At 67.1% G+C, this 16255-nt stretch carries 16 protein-coding genes; 7 read left to right on the top strand and 9 right to left on the bottom strand.

Features of this window, described 5'->3' with window-relative positions:
- Positions 1–12: 12 nt before the first annotated feature.
- Genes Q0P60_RS09540 through Q0P60_RS09550 form a run of 3 tightly spaced genes read right to left on the bottom strand, consistent with a single transcriptional unit; the run spans position 13 to position 3367 of the window.
- A complete protein-coding gene (locus tag Q0P60_RS09540) occupies positions 13–1314 on the bottom strand; it encodes an ABC transporter permease (RefSeq protein WP_294991759.1) in 1302 nt (433 codons plus the stop codon).
- A 10-nt stretch (positions 1315–1324) separates the two neighbouring features.
- A complete protein-coding gene (locus Q0P60_RS09545) occupies positions 1325–2047 on the bottom strand; it encodes an ABC transporter ATP-binding protein (RefSeq protein WP_294991762.1) in 723 nt (240 codons plus the stop codon).
- A 42-nt stretch (positions 2048–2089) separates the two neighbouring features.
- Positions 2090–3367 carry an efflux RND transporter periplasmic adaptor subunit gene (locus Q0P60_RS09550; RefSeq protein ID WP_294991765.1) on the bottom strand — a complete coding sequence of 426 codons (1278 nt, stop codon included), beginning with the start codon at positions 3365–3367 and terminating at the stop codon, positions 2090–2092.
- Between the two features lie 203 nt (positions 3368–3570).
- Here Q0P60_RS09550 and glmS point away from each other — a divergent pair, with 203 nt between their 5' ends.
- Positions 3571–5409, top strand: coding sequence for a glutamine--fructose-6-phosphate transaminase (isomerizing) (glmS, locus tag Q0P60_RS09555; protein WP_294991768.1), 1839 nt, complete (start codon positions 3571–3573; stop codon positions 5407–5409).
- A 449-nt stretch (positions 5410–5858) separates the two neighbouring features.
- A complete protein-coding gene (locus tag Q0P60_RS09560; protein WP_100473978.1) occupies positions 5859–6290 on the top strand; it encodes a CBS domain-containing protein in 432 nt (143 codons plus the stop codon).
- Positions 6291–6357: 67 nt separating this feature from the next.
- Here the strand turns inward: Q0P60_RS09560 and Q0P60_RS09565 are convergent, their stop codons facing one another.
- Both Q0P60_RS09565 and gloA read right to left on the bottom strand, forming a co-directional pair.
- Positions 6358–6786, bottom strand: a complete 429-nt coding sequence (locus Q0P60_RS09565) for a VOC family protein (RefSeq protein ID WP_294991772.1) — start codon at positions 6784–6786, stop codon at positions 6358–6360.
- 99 nt (positions 6787–6885) lie between these two features.
- A complete protein-coding gene (gene gloA, locus Q0P60_RS09570; RefSeq protein WP_294991775.1) occupies positions 6886–7404 on the bottom strand; it encodes a lactoylglutathione lyase in 519 nt (172 codons plus the stop codon).
- A 125-nt stretch (positions 7405–7529) separates the two neighbouring features.
- Between gloA and Q0P60_RS09575 the strand changes: the two genes are divergently transcribed.
- The gene (locus Q0P60_RS09575; RefSeq protein ID WP_294991778.1) at positions 7530–8642 is read left to right on the top strand and encodes a PLP-dependent cysteine synthase family protein; all 1113 of its coding nucleotides are present in this window, start codon (positions 7530–7532) and stop codon (positions 8640–8642) included.
- A gap of 69 nt (positions 8643–8711) precedes the next feature.
- On the opposite strand, the gene Q0P60_RS09580 is transcribed toward Q0P60_RS09575, so the two are convergent.
- On the bottom strand, positions 8712–9116 hold the full coding sequence (locus Q0P60_RS09580; RefSeq protein ID WP_294991781.1) for a hypothetical protein: 405 nt from the start codon (positions 9114–9116) through the stop codon (positions 8712–8714).
- Positions 9117–9286: 170 nt separating this feature from the next.
- Between Q0P60_RS09580 and Q0P60_RS09585 the strand changes: the two genes are divergently transcribed.
- On the top strand, positions 9287–11317 hold the full coding sequence (locus tag Q0P60_RS09585; protein ID WP_294991784.1) for a M3 family metallopeptidase: 2031 nt from the start codon (positions 9287–9289) through the stop codon (positions 11315–11317).
- Between the two features lie 71 nt (positions 11318–11388).
- Here Q0P60_RS09585 and Q0P60_RS09590 read toward each other — a convergent pair whose 3' ends face one another.
- The 3 genes from Q0P60_RS09590 to Q0P60_RS09600 form a co-directional block, all read right to left on the bottom strand.
- Complete coding sequence (locus tag Q0P60_RS09590; protein WP_294991787.1) at positions 11389–12192, bottom strand: SDR family oxidoreductase; 804 nt, start codon at positions 12190–12192, stop codon at positions 11389–11391.
- Positions 12189–12755: a DUF1415 domain-containing protein gene (locus tag Q0P60_RS09595; protein WP_294991790.1), complete on the bottom strand. Its 567-nt coding sequence runs from the start codon at positions 12753–12755 to the stop codon at positions 12189–12191. The genes Q0P60_RS09590 and Q0P60_RS09595 overlap by 4 nt, the downstream gene beginning before the upstream one ends.
- 103 nt (positions 12756–12858) lie before the next feature.
- Complete coding sequence (locus tag Q0P60_RS09600) at positions 12859–13341, bottom strand: YajQ family cyclic di-GMP-binding protein (RefSeq protein ID WP_014038547.1); 483 nt, start codon at positions 13339–13341, stop codon at positions 12859–12861.
- 155 nt (positions 13342–13496) lie between these two features.
- Here Q0P60_RS09600 and Q0P60_RS09605 point away from each other — a divergent pair, with 155 nt between their 5' ends.
- From Q0P60_RS09605 to Q0P60_RS09615, 3 genes are all read left to right on the top strand, one after another.
- Positions 13497–14393 carry a DMT family transporter gene (locus Q0P60_RS09605; RefSeq protein ID WP_294991795.1) on the top strand — a complete coding sequence of 299 codons (897 nt, stop codon included), beginning with the start codon at positions 13497–13499 and terminating at the stop codon, positions 14391–14393.
- Between the two features lie 146 nt (positions 14394–14539).
- Positions 14540–15547 carry a methionine ABC transporter ATP-binding protein gene (locus tag Q0P60_RS09610; RefSeq protein WP_294991799.1) on the top strand — a complete coding sequence of 336 codons (1008 nt, stop codon included), beginning with the start codon at positions 14540–14542 and terminating at the stop codon, positions 15545–15547.
- A complete protein-coding gene (locus tag Q0P60_RS09615; RefSeq protein WP_197580897.1) occupies positions 15544–16233 on the top strand; it encodes a methionine ABC transporter permease in 690 nt (229 codons plus the stop codon). The genes Q0P60_RS09610 and Q0P60_RS09615 overlap by 4 nt, the downstream gene beginning before the upstream one ends.
- Positions 16234–16255: the final 22 nt, after the last annotated feature.

The following is a 16255-nucleotide window of genomic DNA, read 5'->3' on the forward strand; positions in this document are numbered from 1 at the left end:
TCGTTCTCGTGCTTACTGCGACTTGAGCTGGATGGCCGGGGTGACCTGCATCGCGCGCCAGGCGGGCAGGAAGCCGGCGGCGAGGCTGGCGAACAGGGTCAGGCCGAGGGCCAGCAGCAGCATGCTGCCGTCCAGGTGGGCCAGCTGGGCGTAGGTCACCGGTTGCTGGCGCACGGCGTACAGGCCGAGCAGGGCCAGGCCGATGCCGAGCACGCCGCCGACCACGCCGACCGCACCGGCTTCGACCAGGCACTGCAGGAAGATCTGCCCACGGCTGGCACCCAGAGCACGGCGCACGCCAATCTCACCACTGCGGCGCAGGAACTTGGCCAGCAGCAGGCCGACCGTGTTGACCAGGCAGACGCCGAGGAAGCCCAGTGCCAGCCACAGCTGCAGGCGCACGTCGTTGGGCACCGCGCCATTGAAGTCCAGCCACTCCATCACATTGCGCAGGCGCACGTTCGGCGGGCGCTGGAAGCGGCCGGCTTCGAGCTGCTGGCGGGAGTAGTTTTCCAGGTAGCGGCGATAATCGTCGGCCTTGGCCGGATCCATTTCCGCCCAGTACTGCAACCACGCACACGGAGCGTTGAGCGAGTGGCTGTTGTCGTCGGGATTCTCGCCGAAGCAGTTCATGTTGCCGTTGCTGCCCAGGTTCAGCTCGAACGAGGTGGTGATCGGCAGCAGCAGCTCTTCGTTGGTGCCGTAGCTGCCGGTGGTCAGGTCGTAGAAGTGCGGCTCCGGGCTCCACTCCTTCATCACGCCGACGATGCGGTAGGACTGGCCTTCCATGCGGATGTCACGGCCGACGCTGTTGGCGCCCTGGAACAGCTTTTCATTGAGGGTCTTGGAGATCACCACCACGCGGGCACGCGCATCATCGTCGGCGCGGGACCACGGACGGCCGTACTGCATCGGCACGTTGAACATCGGGAAGAAGTCGGCCGAGGTCCAGCGGGTATCGATGGTGAAGGGCTTGAGCGTGCCGCTGGTCGGTTCGATGGTGCCGTCGCCGGCGGTCATCAGCGCCTGCCGTTCGGCCTTGGCTTCGCGCAGCAGGGCCTCGCCGTCGAAGCGGGTCAGCTGGGTCTGCGGCTCCTCGCCCGGGACATAGCCACCGCGGCCACCCGGATCAATCTGCGCATAGAACAGGCGGTCGCTCTTGTCGGGGATCGGATCGCCGGACAGCACGTGGAACACGGTCAGGGTGGTCATCGAGGCGCCGATGCCCAGCGCGATGGCGACCACCATCAGTGCGGTCAGTATCTTGTTGCGGCGGAAGCTGCGTACCGCCAATCGGGCGTAGTAGGCGAACATGGTCGTGCCCTCACTCGTTGACCGCGACAATGTGGCGCGGCGTGGCCAGCACCGGCTCGCGCACCAGGTCGGTCACCTGGCCGTCGACGATGTGGACGTTGCGCTGCGCGCGCGCCGCCAGTTCCGGATCGTGGGTGACCATCACGATGGTGGTACCGGCGGCATTGATCTCTTCCAGCAGTTCCATCACGCCACGCGCCATCTGCGTGTCGAGGTTGCCGGTCGGTTCGTCGGCCAGCAGCAGGCGCGGGCTTCCGGCCAGGGCGCGTGCGATCGCCGCGCGCTGCTGCTGGCCGCCGGACAGTTCGTTGGGGTAGTGCTTCATGCGCGAGCCGAGGCCGACCTGGGTCAGCGCCTTCTCGATGCGCTCACGGCGTTCGTTGGCGCTCATCTTCCGGTAGCGCAGCGGCACATCGACGTTGTCGAACAGGTTCAGGTCCGGGATCAGGTTGAAGCCCTGGAAGATGAAGCCGATCTTCTGGTTGCGCAGGCGGCTGCGCGCATCATCGCCGAGCGTGCTCACGTCCTGGCCGTCGAGCATGTAGGTGCCGCTGGTGAAGGTCTCCAGCAGGCCGGCAATGTTGAGGAAGGTGGTCTTGCCGGAGCCGGACGGACCGGTGACGGCGACGAACTCGCCTTCCTTGACCTGCAGTTCCAGCGAGCGCAGCGCGTGGGTTTCCACCTGTTCGGTGCGGAAGACCTTGGCGACCGAACGCATATCGAGCATGTACATGGGGTGTCCTCTCTCCAGGATTCAGGTATCAGGTATCAGGTATCAGTTGACGGAGACGCGTTCGGCGTCCTTGAACAGGTCGCTGCCGGAGACCACGATGCGGTCGCCCGGCTGCACGCCCGACTTGATTTCCACTTCGCCCAGGCTGCTGACGCCCAGTTCCACCGGACGGCGCACCGCGGTGCGGCCATCCATCACGTAGGCGATGCCGTTGCCCTGTTCGACGAACGGGCCGCGCTCGACCTTGAGCACGTTCTTGCGGGTATCGAGCAGCACGCGCACCGACATCCGCTGGCTCTGGCGCAGGCCTTCCGGCTGCGCACTGGCGAAGCGCACGCGGGCGTTGACCTCGCCATTGACCACTTCCGGCGACACCGCGCTGATCTCGCCCGGGAACGGCTGGCCGTTGCCGCCGGTCAGCTGCGCCGGCATGCCGATCGCCAGGTCGCGGGCGAAGCTCTCCGGCACCTTGATCTCGACCTCGAACTTGGACAGGTCGACCACGCCCAGCACCGGCGCGTTGGCCGCCAGGTTGGTGGACTGGATGGCCTGGACCTGGCCGACCTGGCCGTCGAACGGCGCGCGCAGGGTCAATGCGTCCACCTGGCGCTGCACTTCGGCCACCACGGCCTTCTGGCGATCGGCCAGCAGGCGCTTGTTGCGCGCGTCCAGGTCGGCGCCCTGGCTCTGCAGGCGCGCATCGGTGGTGGCGTTGGACAGGGTGATGTCGGCCTTCTTCAGCGAGTCCTTGGCCTTGGCCAGGTCGATCTGCGGCACCGCACCGCCGTCGTAGCCGCGCTGGTAGCGCTGCAGGTCGCGGTCGGCGGCCTGCCGTTCGATGGTGGCCTGGTCGGTTTCCTTGCGCGACTTGGCGCGGGCCAGGGTGGCATCCAGTGCCGCACGGCTGGCCTCGGCCTCCAGGCCGGCCAGGGTGGCCTGTTCCTGGGCCAGCTTGCTGCGCAGTTCCGGGCTGTCGATGATCGCCAGCTCCTGGCCCTTCTTGACCACGTCACCGGCGACCACCTTCAGGTCCACGGTACCGGCCGAGATGGCGTACAGGATCGGGCTGTTGGCGGCGATCACCCGGCCGTCGGCGGCAATGTCACGGACCAGGTCGCCACGCTTCACTTCGGCAATGCGGACGCGGCTGCTGTCGAAGGAGCGGCTGGCATTGGACCAGGCATGCACCGCCCAGCCGATGCCCGCCAGCAGCGCAATGGCACCCAGCGCCGGCCAGCGGTAGCGGTGCCAGGCCGCGCGGGAAGGGCCGGCCGGGGCGGAGGAAACGATCTGGTCCTGTGCGGAAGTGTCGCGGATCATCGGGTGCATGCCTGACGGTGGTAGCCAGTACCAAGCAGGTAGCGTGCCAACTTTAAATCCTTTCCATTCAATGGCTTGTGATTGCCCCTGCAGTGTCCGGGTGTCCGCGGACACCTTTCCGGACACTTTCATTAAGCGGACAGGAGGGGGAAGCCGGACACGCAGGCTAGAATGCGGCGATCGTCTTCAAGGAAACGCGTGACATGTGTGGAATCGTAGGTGCGATCGCTGATCGCGATGTGGTGCCGGTGCTGATCGAAGGACTGAAGCGACTTGAGTACCGTGGTTACGATTCCTCGGGCATCGCCGTGATCGACGGTGCCGAGCGACCGGAGGTACGCCGCGTGCGTCGTACCGGCCGCGTGTCGGAAATGGCCACCGCGGCCGAGGCCGAGGGCTTCAATGCGGTGCTCGGCATCGGCCACACCCGCTGGGCCACCCACGGCGGCGTGACCGAGGCCAACGCGCATCCGCACATCAGCCAGGGCGTGGCGCTGGTACACAACGGCATCATCGAAAACCACGAAGAGCAGCGCGAGAAGCTGCGCGCGATGGGCTACACCTTCGAATCGCAGACCGATACCGAAGTGATCGCGCACCTGATCCATCATCACCTGAAGAGCGGCGACGACCTGCTGGTGGCATTGCAGCGCACGGTGAAGGAGCTGACCGGCGCCTACGCACTGGCCGTGGTCAGCCGCGCCGAGCCGGAGCGCTTCGTCTGCGCACGCATGGGCTGCCCGCTGCTGATCGGCCTGGGCGAAGGCGAGAACTTCGTCGCCTCCGACGTCTCGGCGGTGATTTCGGCCACCCGCAAGGTGATCTTCCTGGAAGAGGGTGACACCGCCGAGATCCGGCGCGACGGCGTGCGCATCTTCGATGAGCATGACCAGCCGATCGAACGCGATGTGCACCTGTCGGATGTGTCGCTGGCCTCGCTGGAGCTGGGCCCGTACCGCCACTTCATGCAGAAGGAAATCCACGAGCAGCCGCGCGCGCTGGGCGACACCATCGAGGCCGCGATCGATGCCGGTGGCTTCCCGGCTGAACTGTTCGGCAAGAATGCCGAAGCCGTGCTGTCGGGCATCGAAGGCGTGCAGATCATCGCCTGCGGCACCAGCTACTACTCCGGCCTGACCGCACGCTACTGGATCGAAGCGATTTCCGGCCTGCCGTGCAGCGTGGAAATCGCCAGCGAGTACCGCTACCGTGCGGCGTACGCGAACCCGAAGCACCTGATCGTCACCATTTCCCAGTCCGGCGAAACGCTGGATACGATGGAAGCGCTGAAGTACGCCAAGTCGCTCGGCCACAAGCACACGCTGTCGATCTGCAACGTGCCGGAAAGCGCGATTCCGCGCGCCAGCGAACTGGTCTGCTACACCCGCGCCGGCGCCGAGATCGGCGTGGCCTCGACCAAGGCCTTCACCACCCAGCTGGCCGCACTGTTCCAGCTGACCGTGGTGCTGGGCAAGCTGCATGGCCGCATCGATGCAGCGCAGGAAGCGGACTACCTGGAGCAGCTGCGCTTCCTGCCGGGCAGCGTGCAGCACGCACTGAACATGGAACCGCAGATCGCGGCCTGGGCCGAGCGCTTCGCGCGCAAGAGCAGCGCGCTGTTCCTGGGCCGTGGCCTGCATTACCCGATCGCGCTGGAAGGCTCGCTCAAGCTCAAGGAAATCTCCTATATCCACGCCGAGGCCTACCCGGCCGGCGAGCTGAAGCATGGCCCGCTGGCGCTGGTGGACGAGGACATGCCGGTGGTGGTGATCGCCCCCAACGACAGCCTGCTGGAGAAGGTGAAGTCGAACATGCAGGAAGTGCGCGCCCGTGGCGGCGAGCTGTTCGTGTTCGCCGATCAGGACAGCAACTTCAACGAGTCCGAAGGCGTGCACGTGATCCGTACGCCGCGCCATGCCGGCGTGCTCAGCCCGATCGTGCACACCATTCCGGTGCAGCTGCTGGCCTACCACACCGCACTGGCACGCGGCACCGACGTGGACAAGCCGCGCAACCTGGCCAAGAGCGTGACGGTGGAGTAACGGCTGGCGGATCGACTGCTGGACGCCGAATGCGAAGGGGGCCCATGTGGCCCCTTTCGTTTGCGTCGCTGACGGCAGCAAGTGGGACACGCGGCAGGCGTTCTGTCCGTCGCCGGCAGCAGGCCATCAACCTTTAACGCCTGGCACTGCCTGTATTCAGCGGCGGTTTCAGCCGCGGTGCCATTCTCTGGATCGTCAGTTGGTTCCCACGACGAACTGTCCTATCGATGCCGGTAGTGACCGATGGTCGCAGTCGTAGAATCGATTTGAACGAGGTCCGGGTCGAGTGGTTGGGCCCGCCTCGTTCGCGTTGCAGCACGTCGTCTGCCGATTTCTTTCCAGCGGCAGCCGGGTGCGCCAGACGTGCGCTGAAAGGTCTGTTCCCGGGGAGGGGGCGTATCGGAAGAGCACACTTTTTTGACTTCAGTGACCTGCACCAGGAAACAAGAATGAACGTCCGCGAACTCCTGCAATCCAAGAAAGAAGCTGTCATCACCATCGATGCGGAAGACACCATCGGTGCCGCCGCCCACAAGATGAGCGCGAACAAGATCGCCGCGCTGGTGGTGATGAAGGACGATGCCCCGGTCGGCATCATTTCCGAGAAGGACATCGTGCGTACCCTGGCCGACGACGGCCCGCAGGCCGGGCGCCGGGTGATCTCCAGCCTGCCGTCCACCGGCCTGGAGGGCATTGCCCCGGACGCGACCCTGAAACAGGCCATGTCGTTGATGACGTACTCGCGGCGCCGTCATCTGATGGTCACCGAAGGCACCCGCCTGGTCGGCATCCTCAGCCTGGGCGATATTGTGAAGAACCTGCTGGGCGAGCTGGAGCTGGAAAAGGCCGTGCTGCAGGACATCTACATGGCGGCCCACTGAGGGCGGCACCGCAGGACGCAGGGAAGCCGGGCATTGCCCGGCTTCTTCGTTCACGGCATCGGTCAAATCAGAAACTGACCTGCACCGAGTCGGCGCTGTAGCGGGCCGGGCCGTGGTAGACCACCTCGATGTTGTTGCCATCGGGGTCGAGCACGAAGGCGCCGTAGTAGCCGGGGTGGTAGGGGCGTTCGCCGGGCGCGCCGTTGTCGGTGCCACCGGCGGCGATCGCCGCGGTGTGGAAGGCATCGACGGTGGCGCTGTCGCGGGCCTGGAAGGCCAGGTGGTGGCGGCCGGTCAGCTGGCCGGCGGCGGCCTCGCTGCTGGCACTGGAGATGAACAGCTCGTCGGCCCAGAAGAAGTCCGGCCCCTCACCCCCCAGCGGCACGCCGATGGTGTCGAACACCGCCTGGTAGAAGCGGCGGCTGGCGGCCAGGTCACGCACCACCAGCTGCAGATGGTCGATCAAGCGGCCGCGGTGCAGTTCCATCGTTTCCATACGAACCTCACACAAAAAGGGGACGGAGGGGATTAAGTCGCTTCCGGCCAATAGTGCCAGAAACGGCTTAATCCCCTCCGTCCCCTTTTTTCCTGCGGGTCAGACGTTGGAGATGATCTCGACCCAGTAGCCGTCCGGGTCCTTGATGAAGGCCAGGTTCTTCATGCGGCCGTCGGTCAGGCGCTTCTGGAAGGCCACGCCCAGCTCCTCGAAGCGCTGGCAGGCGGCCTCGATGTCCGGCACCGACACGCAGATGTGGCCGAAGCCGCGCGGGTCGCTGTTGCCATCGTGGTAGACCGCGCCGTCCTGGCTCTCGGTACCGTGGTTGTGGGTCAGCTCCAGCACGCCCGGCAGGCCGGCCATCCAGAGGCGGCGCTGGGCGTCGTCCTCCGGCACCACCGCGCCGGCCGGCACATAGGCCAGGAAGTACAGGCTGAACTGGGCGTCCGGGAAGTCGCGCTTGTCGATCAGCTGGTAGCCGAGCACGCGGGTGTAGAAGTCCAGCGAGGCGGTGATGTCCTTCACCCGCAGCATGGTGTGGTTGAACACGAAGCCGGTGGTCTCGGCCGGAGCCTGGGCGGCGACGCCGGGAACATCGCGCAGGGCGGGAATGGTCATGGGGGAGGTCCTTCAGGCAGGGCCGTTGCCGGCCGGATGGCGCCATTCTACCGACCCGCACCGGACGGCACTGCGACGTACAATGGTCGGATCGCACCGTTCCGTCCTGACAACGATTGCCCGCCATGTCGCAGCGTGAATGGGTGGCCGCCGCCATCCGCAAGATCGAAGCCGATTTCAACCGTTCCGCCGATACCCACCTGATCCCGCTGGCGCTGCCCGGGTTCGAGGGCATCGACCTGTACCTGAAGGATGAATCGAGCCATCCCACCGGCAGCCTCAAGCACCGGCTGGCACGCTCGTTGTTCCTGTACGCGCTGGCCAATGGCTGGCTGCGCGAGGGGCGGCCGGTGATCGAGGCCTCCAGTGGCTCCACAGCGGTGTCCGAAGCCTATTTCGCGCGGCTGCTGGGCCTGCCGTTCATCGCGGTGATCCCGGCCACCACATCGCCGGAAAAGATCGCGGCGATCGAATTCCACGGCGGCCGCTGCCACCTGGTCGAGCGCGCCTGCGATCTCAACTGCGACTCGGAAAAGCTGGCCCGCGAAACCGGCGGCCACTTCATGGACCAGTTCACCTACGCCGAGCGCGCGACCGACTGGCGCGCCAACAACAACATCGCCGAATCCATCTTCAAGCAGATGGCCGAAGAGCCGAGCCCGATCCCGGAATGGATCGTGTGCAGCCCCGGCACCGGCGGTACGGCGGCCACGCTGGGCCGGTATGTCAGCTACCGCCGGCATGACACCCGCATCCTCTGCGCAGACCCGGAAGTGTCGGTGTTCTTCGACGGCTACCGGGCCGCGGTGGCCGGTGAGCAGGACTGGCGTGGCCTGACCTGCAGCGGCGGTTCGCGCGTGGAAGGCATCGGCCGGCCGCGGGTGGAGCCGAGTTTCATCCCGACCAGCGTCGATGCGATGGTGAAGGTGCCCGACGCGCTGAGCCTGGCCGCGATGCGCCATGTCAGCCGCCAGCTTGGCCGTCGTGTCGGTGGCTCCACCGGCACCAACTTCATCGGTGTGCTGCAGGCGGCGCAGTGGATGCGCGAGGCCGGCCACCAGGGCAGCATCGTCAGCATCCTGTGCGACAGCGGCGAACGCTATGCGCAGAGCTACTACGATCCGGCCTGGTACCCGCGGCAGGGGATCGATGTCGACGCTGCTGATGCGCAGCTGGCGGCAGCCGTGGCCGGGCAGGGCCTGCCGCAACTGCCGTGGTGCAGCCTGGAAGCGTTGTAGCGCGCCTGTGACGTCGAGCCCTGCTCGACTCCGGCATGCAGCAGTCGAGCACGGCTCGACCCTGCAGATTCAGTATCCCGCTGCGGTGAACGCATCCAGCACCGCATCGCGCAGTGCATCGGGCAGCGCCTCGATATCCATCGCGCGATCATCCAGGTGCAGGCTCGGGTCCAGGCTGCTCGCGCGGCCCTGGGCCAGCGCCTGCAGCCACAGCAGCACGCAGATCACGAACTCGCGTTCATGGCCCAGCCGCAGCTGGCTGGCGCCACGTTCGATCACCTCGAACGGGTACCACTCCTGGGCGTCATTGAAGGTGCCGCCCTGCTGCAGCAGCGCCTGCAGCTGTTGCAGGTGGCGTGGGGCGTCGTCGCCGGCATCGCACAGCGCGGCGATCCAGTTCAGTTCGGCGGCGCTGGCGGACAATGCCAGCGACCGCGCCGGTGAGGCGGATGCAACTGCAGCCAGACCTTCCATGTGGGGCCTCGTTCGGTACCTACCGCTGCGGACTCCCCCGCAGCCAGAGCTTCGGGGCGGGAGCGTAAGGCTGACGTGAATGCCGCGCCATGCCCCCTTGTCAGCCACGCTGGCCAGCGCCATATCTAGCAGGCTGCCCGCCTGCCGGGCCCGTATCCTGGAGATCTGCCGTGACCGTAGCCAACCCCCTGCTCGATTTTTCCGGCCTGCCGCGCTTCGAGGCGATCCGCCCTGAACACGTAGCGCCGGCGCTGGACGTGCTGCTGGCCGAGGCCGAAGCGGCCGTTGGCGCAGCCGAGCAGGTGCAGCCGGTGCGCTGGGAGACCTTCGTGGCCCCGCTGGATGACGCGACCGAGCGGTTGTGGCGTGCCTGGGGCCTGGTCGGTCACCTGCAGGGCGTGGTCAACACCCCGGAACTGCGCGAGGCCTACAACAGCAACCTGCCGCGGGTGACCCGTTTCGCCAGCGCGCTGAGCCAGAACCTGGCGCTGTACCGCCAGTACCAGGCGCTGGCGGCCAGTGCGGAAGCGGCGACCTTCGATGAGGCGCGGCGCAGGGTGCTGGACAATACCTTGCGTGATTTCCGCCTGGGCGGTGCTGAACTGGCGCCCGAAGCGCAGCAGCGCTTTGCCGCGATCAAGGAGGAACTGTCGGCGCTGTCGGCGAAGTTCTCGCAGAACGTGCTGGATGCCACCGATGCATGGTCGCTGATCATCGAAGACGAAGCGCGCCTGGCGGGCCTGCCGGACGACGTGAAGGCGGCCGCGCGCGCTGCGGCGGAGAAGGACGGCAGCCGGGGCTGGAAGCTGACCCTGCAGATGCCGTGCTACCTGCCGGTGCAGACCTGGGCCGAAGACCGCGACCTGCGCGAGATCCTGTACCGCGCCAGCGCACAGCGTGCGTCCGAGTTCGGCGACGACGTGCTGGACAACAGCGGCAACATCGACCGCATCCTGGCCCTGCGCGCGGAGCTGGCCGCGCTGCTCGGCTTTGCGTCGTACGGCGATTATTCGGTGGCGACCAAGATGGCGCAGGACCCGGCGGAAGTGCTCGGTTTCCTGCGTGACCTGGCCGCGCGTGCCAAGCCGTTCGCGGCCAAGGACCGCACCGAGCTGGAGCAGTTCGCACGCGAACATCTGGGCATCGACCAGCTGCAGGCCTGGGACCTGGCGTTCGCCGCCGACCGCCTGAAGCAGGCGCGCTACAGCTATTCCGAGCAGGAGGTGAAGCAGTACTTCACCGAGCCGAAGGTGCTGGGCGGACTGTTCTCGGTGATCGAGCAGCTGTACGGGCTGCGCGTGCAGGAAGACAACGCACCGGTCTGGCACCCGGATGTGCGCTTCTTCCGTCTGGTCGATGCGCAGGGCGCGCTGGTCGGCCAGTTCTACCTGGACCTGTACGCGCGCGAGGGCAAGCGCGGTGGTGCGTGGATGGATGATTGCCGCAACCGCCGCGTGCGTGCCGATGGCAGCGTGCAGACGCCACTGGTGTACCTGGTGTGCAACTTCGGCCGCGGTGCCAACGGCAAGCCTGCCACGTTCAGCCACAACGAAGTGACCACGCTGTTCCATGAAATGGGCCACGGCCTGCACCAGCTGCTGACCCGAATCGGCGAACTGGGCGTGGCCGGCATCAACGGCGTGGAATGGGATGCGGTGGAACTGCCCAGCCAGTTCATGGAGAACTTCTGCTGGGAATGGGACCACCTGCAGGGCATGACCGCGCATGTGGACAGTGGCCAGCCGCTGCCGCGCGGGCTGTATGAGCGGATGCTGGCGGCACGCAACTTCCACAGTGGCATGGCCACGGTGCGCCAGCTGGAGTTCGGGCTGTTCGACATGCTGCTGCACAGCCAGTTCGAACCATCGCAGGACAGCGTGCTGGCGCTGCTGGACCGCGTGCGCGCGGAAGTGGCGGTGAACCACCCGCCGGCCTGGAATCGCTTCCCGCACCAGTTCAGCCACATCTTCGCTGGCGGCTATGCGGCCGGCTACTACAGCTACAAGTGGGCCGAGGTGCTCAGCGCCGACGCCTATGCCGCCTTCGAGGAAGCGCCGCAGGCACTGGCCGCGACCGGTGCACGCTTCCGCGATGAGATCCTGTCGCGTGGCGGCAGCCGCCCGGCGGCGGACAACTTCAAGGCGTTCCGCGGCCGCGCACCGCAGATCGACGCCCTGCTGCGCCACTCCGGCATGGCCTGACCACAAAAAAGGGGACGGAGGGGATTAAGTCGTAAGTGCATTTACGACTTAATCCCCTCCGTCCCCTTTTTTCAGTCGGCGTAGATCATCCTACGGGTCATGCCGCCGTCGACGATGAAGTCCTGGCCGGTGCTGAAGCCGGACAGCGACGACAGCAGGTAGACCGCCAGCGCGCCGATGTCCTCGGGGCGGCCGACACGGCCGACCGGGTGCTGTGCCTGGTCGATGGCCGAGTACTCGGCCGGCTGGCGACGCGACGGTGACTGCCAGGCCGTGGTGCCGATCCAGCCGGGGCTGATGCTGTTGACCCGCACCGACGGGCCGCTGCTGATCGCCAGCGCATGGGTGAAGGCGACCAGTCCGCCCTTGGCGGCGGCATAGGCTTCGCTGTGCGCTTCGGATTGCCATGCGCGCGTGGAGGCGATGTTGATGATGGCGCCTGCCGTGCTGGCCGACAGTGCCGGCAGAGCATGCTTGCTGCACAGGAAGGCCCCGTGCAGCGATGACAGGCGGCGCTGCCACTCGTCCCAGTCCATGTCCTGCAGCCGGGTGCCGTGCGGCCCGGCGATGCCGGCGTTGTTGACCAGTCCATCAATGCGGCCGAAGCGCTGCAGGGCGATGGCGATGAAGTCGCGCACGCTGCTTTCGTCGGTGATGTCCAGGCGCTGGAACGCGGCCTCATCGCCGCGCTGCCATTCGGCCAGGCAGGCCTGGCCGGCGTCCACGTCGAGGTCACCGATCAGCACGCGGCCACCGGCACCGAGCACGGCCTGGGCGATGCCACGGCCGATGCCGTTGGCGCCGCCGGTGACCAGCACCACCTTGCTCGACAGCGGTGCGGCCGGCCATGCGGCGATCGGCGGCACCCCGCTCATGTCAGGTCTTCGCCGCGCAGGCGGCGATGCCAGCCATCCACGCCGATGCGGTCCAGGGTCTGGATGTTGCGCTCGACGATCACGTCCGGATCGGGGAACGCATCCACCGCGCGCGCCACGCTGTCTTCGCGCAGCAGATGCAGGGTGGGGAAGGGCGCCCGGTTGGTGTAGTTGCTGGCGTCGTTGGCGGCCACGCCTTCGAACTGGTAATCCGGGTGGAAGCTGGCCACCTGCAGGATGCCCTGCAGGTCCAGTGCTTCGATCGCCGCGTCGGCGTTGTCGAGGAAGTCGTTGTAGTCCAGGAAGTCGGCCAGCACCTGCGGATGCACGATCAGCGTGGTGTCGATCTGTTCGGCCGGGGTGTCGCGCAGCAGCACCAGCTCCTCGGCCAGCTGCTCGACCAGTGCTTCCGGCGTGGTCGCATCGCTGAGCACGAAGCGGACCTGCTCCTTCACGTACACCGCCTTGGCGAACGGGCACAGGTTCAATCCGATGACGATGCGTTCCAGCCACAGGCGGGTGGCGGCGATCGGGTCATCGGTGGGCAGGTGGGAATCGGTCATGGCGGGCGCGTCGGCTGGCGGGGCCGCCATTGTAGGCGGGTCGCCGGCAACGCGCCGTGGTGCCGCTGCCGCGGAGAGCGCCGGGCCGTGCCCGGCGCTCAATTCAGTCGCGGAAGTTGTTGAACTGCAGCGGCAGCTCGAACTTGCCGGCCTTGAGCACGGCGATGGCGTCCTGCAGGTCGTCGCGCTTCTTGCCCTGCACGCGCAGCTTGTCGCCGTTGATCTGGCTTTCCACCTTCAGCTTGGCATCCTTCAGTGCGGCGGCGATCTTCTTGGCGATCTTCTGCTCGATGCCCTGCTTGACGGTGATCTTCTGCCGGGCCTGGGCCAGGTTGGTCTCGATGTCGCCGAATTCCAGGCTGAGCACGTCGATGCCGCGCGCGGCCAGGCGGGCACGCAGGATGTCGTTCATCTGCTTGAGCTGGAACTCGGTCGGCGCGGTCTGGTTGATGACATCGCCATCGCGTTCGAACTTGGCGTCCACGCCCTTGAAGTCGAAGCGGGTGCTCAGCTCGCGGTTGGCCTGGTCGATGGCGTTGGTCAGTTCGTGGGTGTCGACTTCGGACACGACGTCGAAGGAAGGCATGGGCGATGCTCCGCAGGATTCAGTGGTGACCATTCTATCGCGAGGGCCCGCATGGCTGCCCTCTGTAGAGCCGCGCCCGCGCGCGGCTGCTCTTCACAAGGCAGCCGAGCACGGGCGCGGCTCTACAGAAGGCGAGCACCGGGCGATAATGGGCCATGAACCTGCAACGCTCCCCCTCGCGCGCAGTGGCCTGGATGGTCGCGGCGGTCGCCTGTTTCTCGCTGATGGACGCTGGCATGAAGCAGCTGTCGGCCAGCTATCCGACCCTGGAAGTGACCTTCCTGCGCGGTGCCGCCTCGCTGCCGTTCGTGCTGGTCTGGGTGCTGGTCAGTGCCGGGCCGCGTTCGCTGGTGCCGCGGCGCTGGGGCCTGCACCTGCTGCGTGGCGCGCTGGGCATGGCGATGATCGGCTGCTTCGTGTTCGCCCTGCGCGACCTGCCGCTGTCCACCGCCTACACCATCTACTTCGTCGCCCCGCTGCTGATCGCGGCGCTGTCGGTGCCGTTGCTGGGAGAACGGGTGGGACCGCGGCGCTGGGTCGCCATCGGCATTGGCCTGGTCGGCGTGCTGGTGGTGCTGCGGCCGGGCGTGGATGGCTTCATCTCGGTGCCGGGCCTGATGGTGCTGGCGGCGGCCACGGCCTATGCGGTGGCCGCCATCACGGTCAGCCTGCTGACCCGGACCGATACCTCGCAGTCGATGGTGGTCTGGTTCCTGGTGATCATGGCGATCGGCGCGGGCCTGCTGGCCCTTCCCGGCTGGGTGCCGCTGCAGCTGGCGCATGCGCCGCTGATTGCCGGCATGGGCCTGGCCGGGGCGCTGGGCCAGATTGCCCTGACCAAGGCCTTCCAGCTGGGCGAGGCATCGATGATCGCGCCGTTGGAGTACAGCGGCCTGGTCTGGGTGATCGGCTGGGACCTGGCCTTCTGGGGCCAGCTGCCGGACGGCTACACCTGGGTCGGGGCGGCGATCATTGTCGCCTCGGGTCTGTACCTGCTGCACCGCGAGCGGGTGAACCGGCAGCAGCCGCCGAAGCCGCTGGACCATCCGTGATCAGGTGCCGGGCAGCGGCCGGCACCGCCGGTGCGGGCGGCTTAGAACCAAAAGGAATAACATTCTGGCCCAAGGCGCGGGCGCGCGAGCGCCTGCGCTGGTAGGCTGCACGCCCCCTTCCGTCACCCAGCCGGTGAGCCACGTCCGTGATCGAGTTCCAGCGCCTGCACAAATCCTATGCCGTTGCCGGCCGCCAAGTCAGCGCGCTGCAACCGCTGGACCTGACCATCGAGGCCGGTGAGGTATTCGGCATCATCGGCCATTCCGGCGCGGGCAAGTCGACCTTGATCCGCATGATCAACCGCCTGGAAGAACCCAGTGGCGGCCGCCTGCTGATCGGCGGCGAGGATGTCACTGCGCTGGACGCAGACGGGCTGCGCGCGCTGCGCCGCCGCATCGGCATGATCTTCCAGCACTTCAACCTGCTGTCTTCGCGCACGGTGGCCGGCAACGTCGCTTTCCCGCTGGAGCTGGCCGGCACGCCGAAGGCGGAGATTGACGCACGCGTCGCCGAGCTGCTGCAGACCGTCGGCCTGGAGGCCCACGCGCAGAAGTATCCGGCGCAGTTGTCCGGCGGCCAGAAGCAGCGCGTCGGCATCGCACGCGCGCTGGCCACGCGCCCGCAGATCCTGTTGTGCGACGAGGCCACCAGCGCGCTGGATCCGCAGACCACGGCCTCGGTGCTGTCGCTGCTGTCGAAGATCAACCGCGAGCTGGGCCTGACCATCGTGCTCATCACCCACGAGATGGACGTGATCCGTCGTGTCTGCGATCGCGTCGCCGTGCTCGATGCTGGCCAGATGGTCGAGACCGGCCCGGTCACCCAGGTGTTCCTGCATCCGCAGCATCCGACCACGCGCCGCTTCGTCAGCGAATCGGAGCACGTGGACGAAGGCGCGCTGCACCGTGATTTCGACGCCGTCGGTGGCCGCATCGTGCGCCTGACCTTCCTTGGTGGCGACACCTACGAACCCCTGCTCGGCAGCATCGCGCGGCAGACCGGGGTCGACTACAACATCCTGTCCGGCCGCATCGACCGGATCAAGGACACCCCGTATGGCCAGCTGGTGGTCGCCCTGGTGGGCGGTGACCAGTCGGCCGCGCAGGCCGCGTTCGTGGCGGCCGGCGTGCACGTTGAGGAGCTGCGTCGATGATCATTGCCACTGCCGGCGGTTTCTTCCGTCACCTGGATGCGGGCAAGTGGGCCGATATCGGCCAGGCCACCGTCGACACTCTGCTGATGCTGCTCGGTTCGCTGCCGCTGACCCTGGCCATCGGCCTGCCGCTGGGCGTGCTGCTTTACCTGTTCGGCGCGCCGCAGATGAAGCGTCGCCCGTTCGCCTATGGCGTGCTGGCACTGGTGGTGAACCTGCTGCGCTCGGTGCCCTTCATCATCCTGATGATCGTGCTGATCCCGGTCACCCTGTTCCTGATGGGGACGTCGCTGGGCGTGCGTGGTGCGATCGTGCCGCTGGTGATCGGCGCGGCACCGTTCTACGCGCGGCTGGTCGAGACCGCGCTGCGCGAAGTGGATCGTGGCGTGATCGAAGCGACCCAGGCGATGGGCGCCACCACCTGGCAGCTGGTCACCCGCGTGCTGCTGCCGGAAGCGCGGCCCGGCCTGATCGCCGGCGCGACGGTCACCACCGTGGCGCTGATCGGTTTCACTGCGATGGGTGGTGCGATCGGTTCCGGTGGCCTCGGTGACCTGGCCTTCCGCGACGGCTACCAGCGCTCGCATACCGATGTGGCACTGGTCACCGTGGTCCTGCTGCTGGTGCTGGTGCAGCTGCTGCAGATGCTCGGCGACCGCCTGGTCGCGCATTACAGCCGCAAATAATCCCGCGCCGGGTGGCGCATCG

The sequence above is a fragment of the uncultured Stenotrophomonas sp. genome, from assembly GCF_945952405.1.
GTDB lineage: Bacteria > Pseudomonadota > Gammaproteobacteria > Xanthomonadales > Xanthomonadaceae > Stenotrophomonas.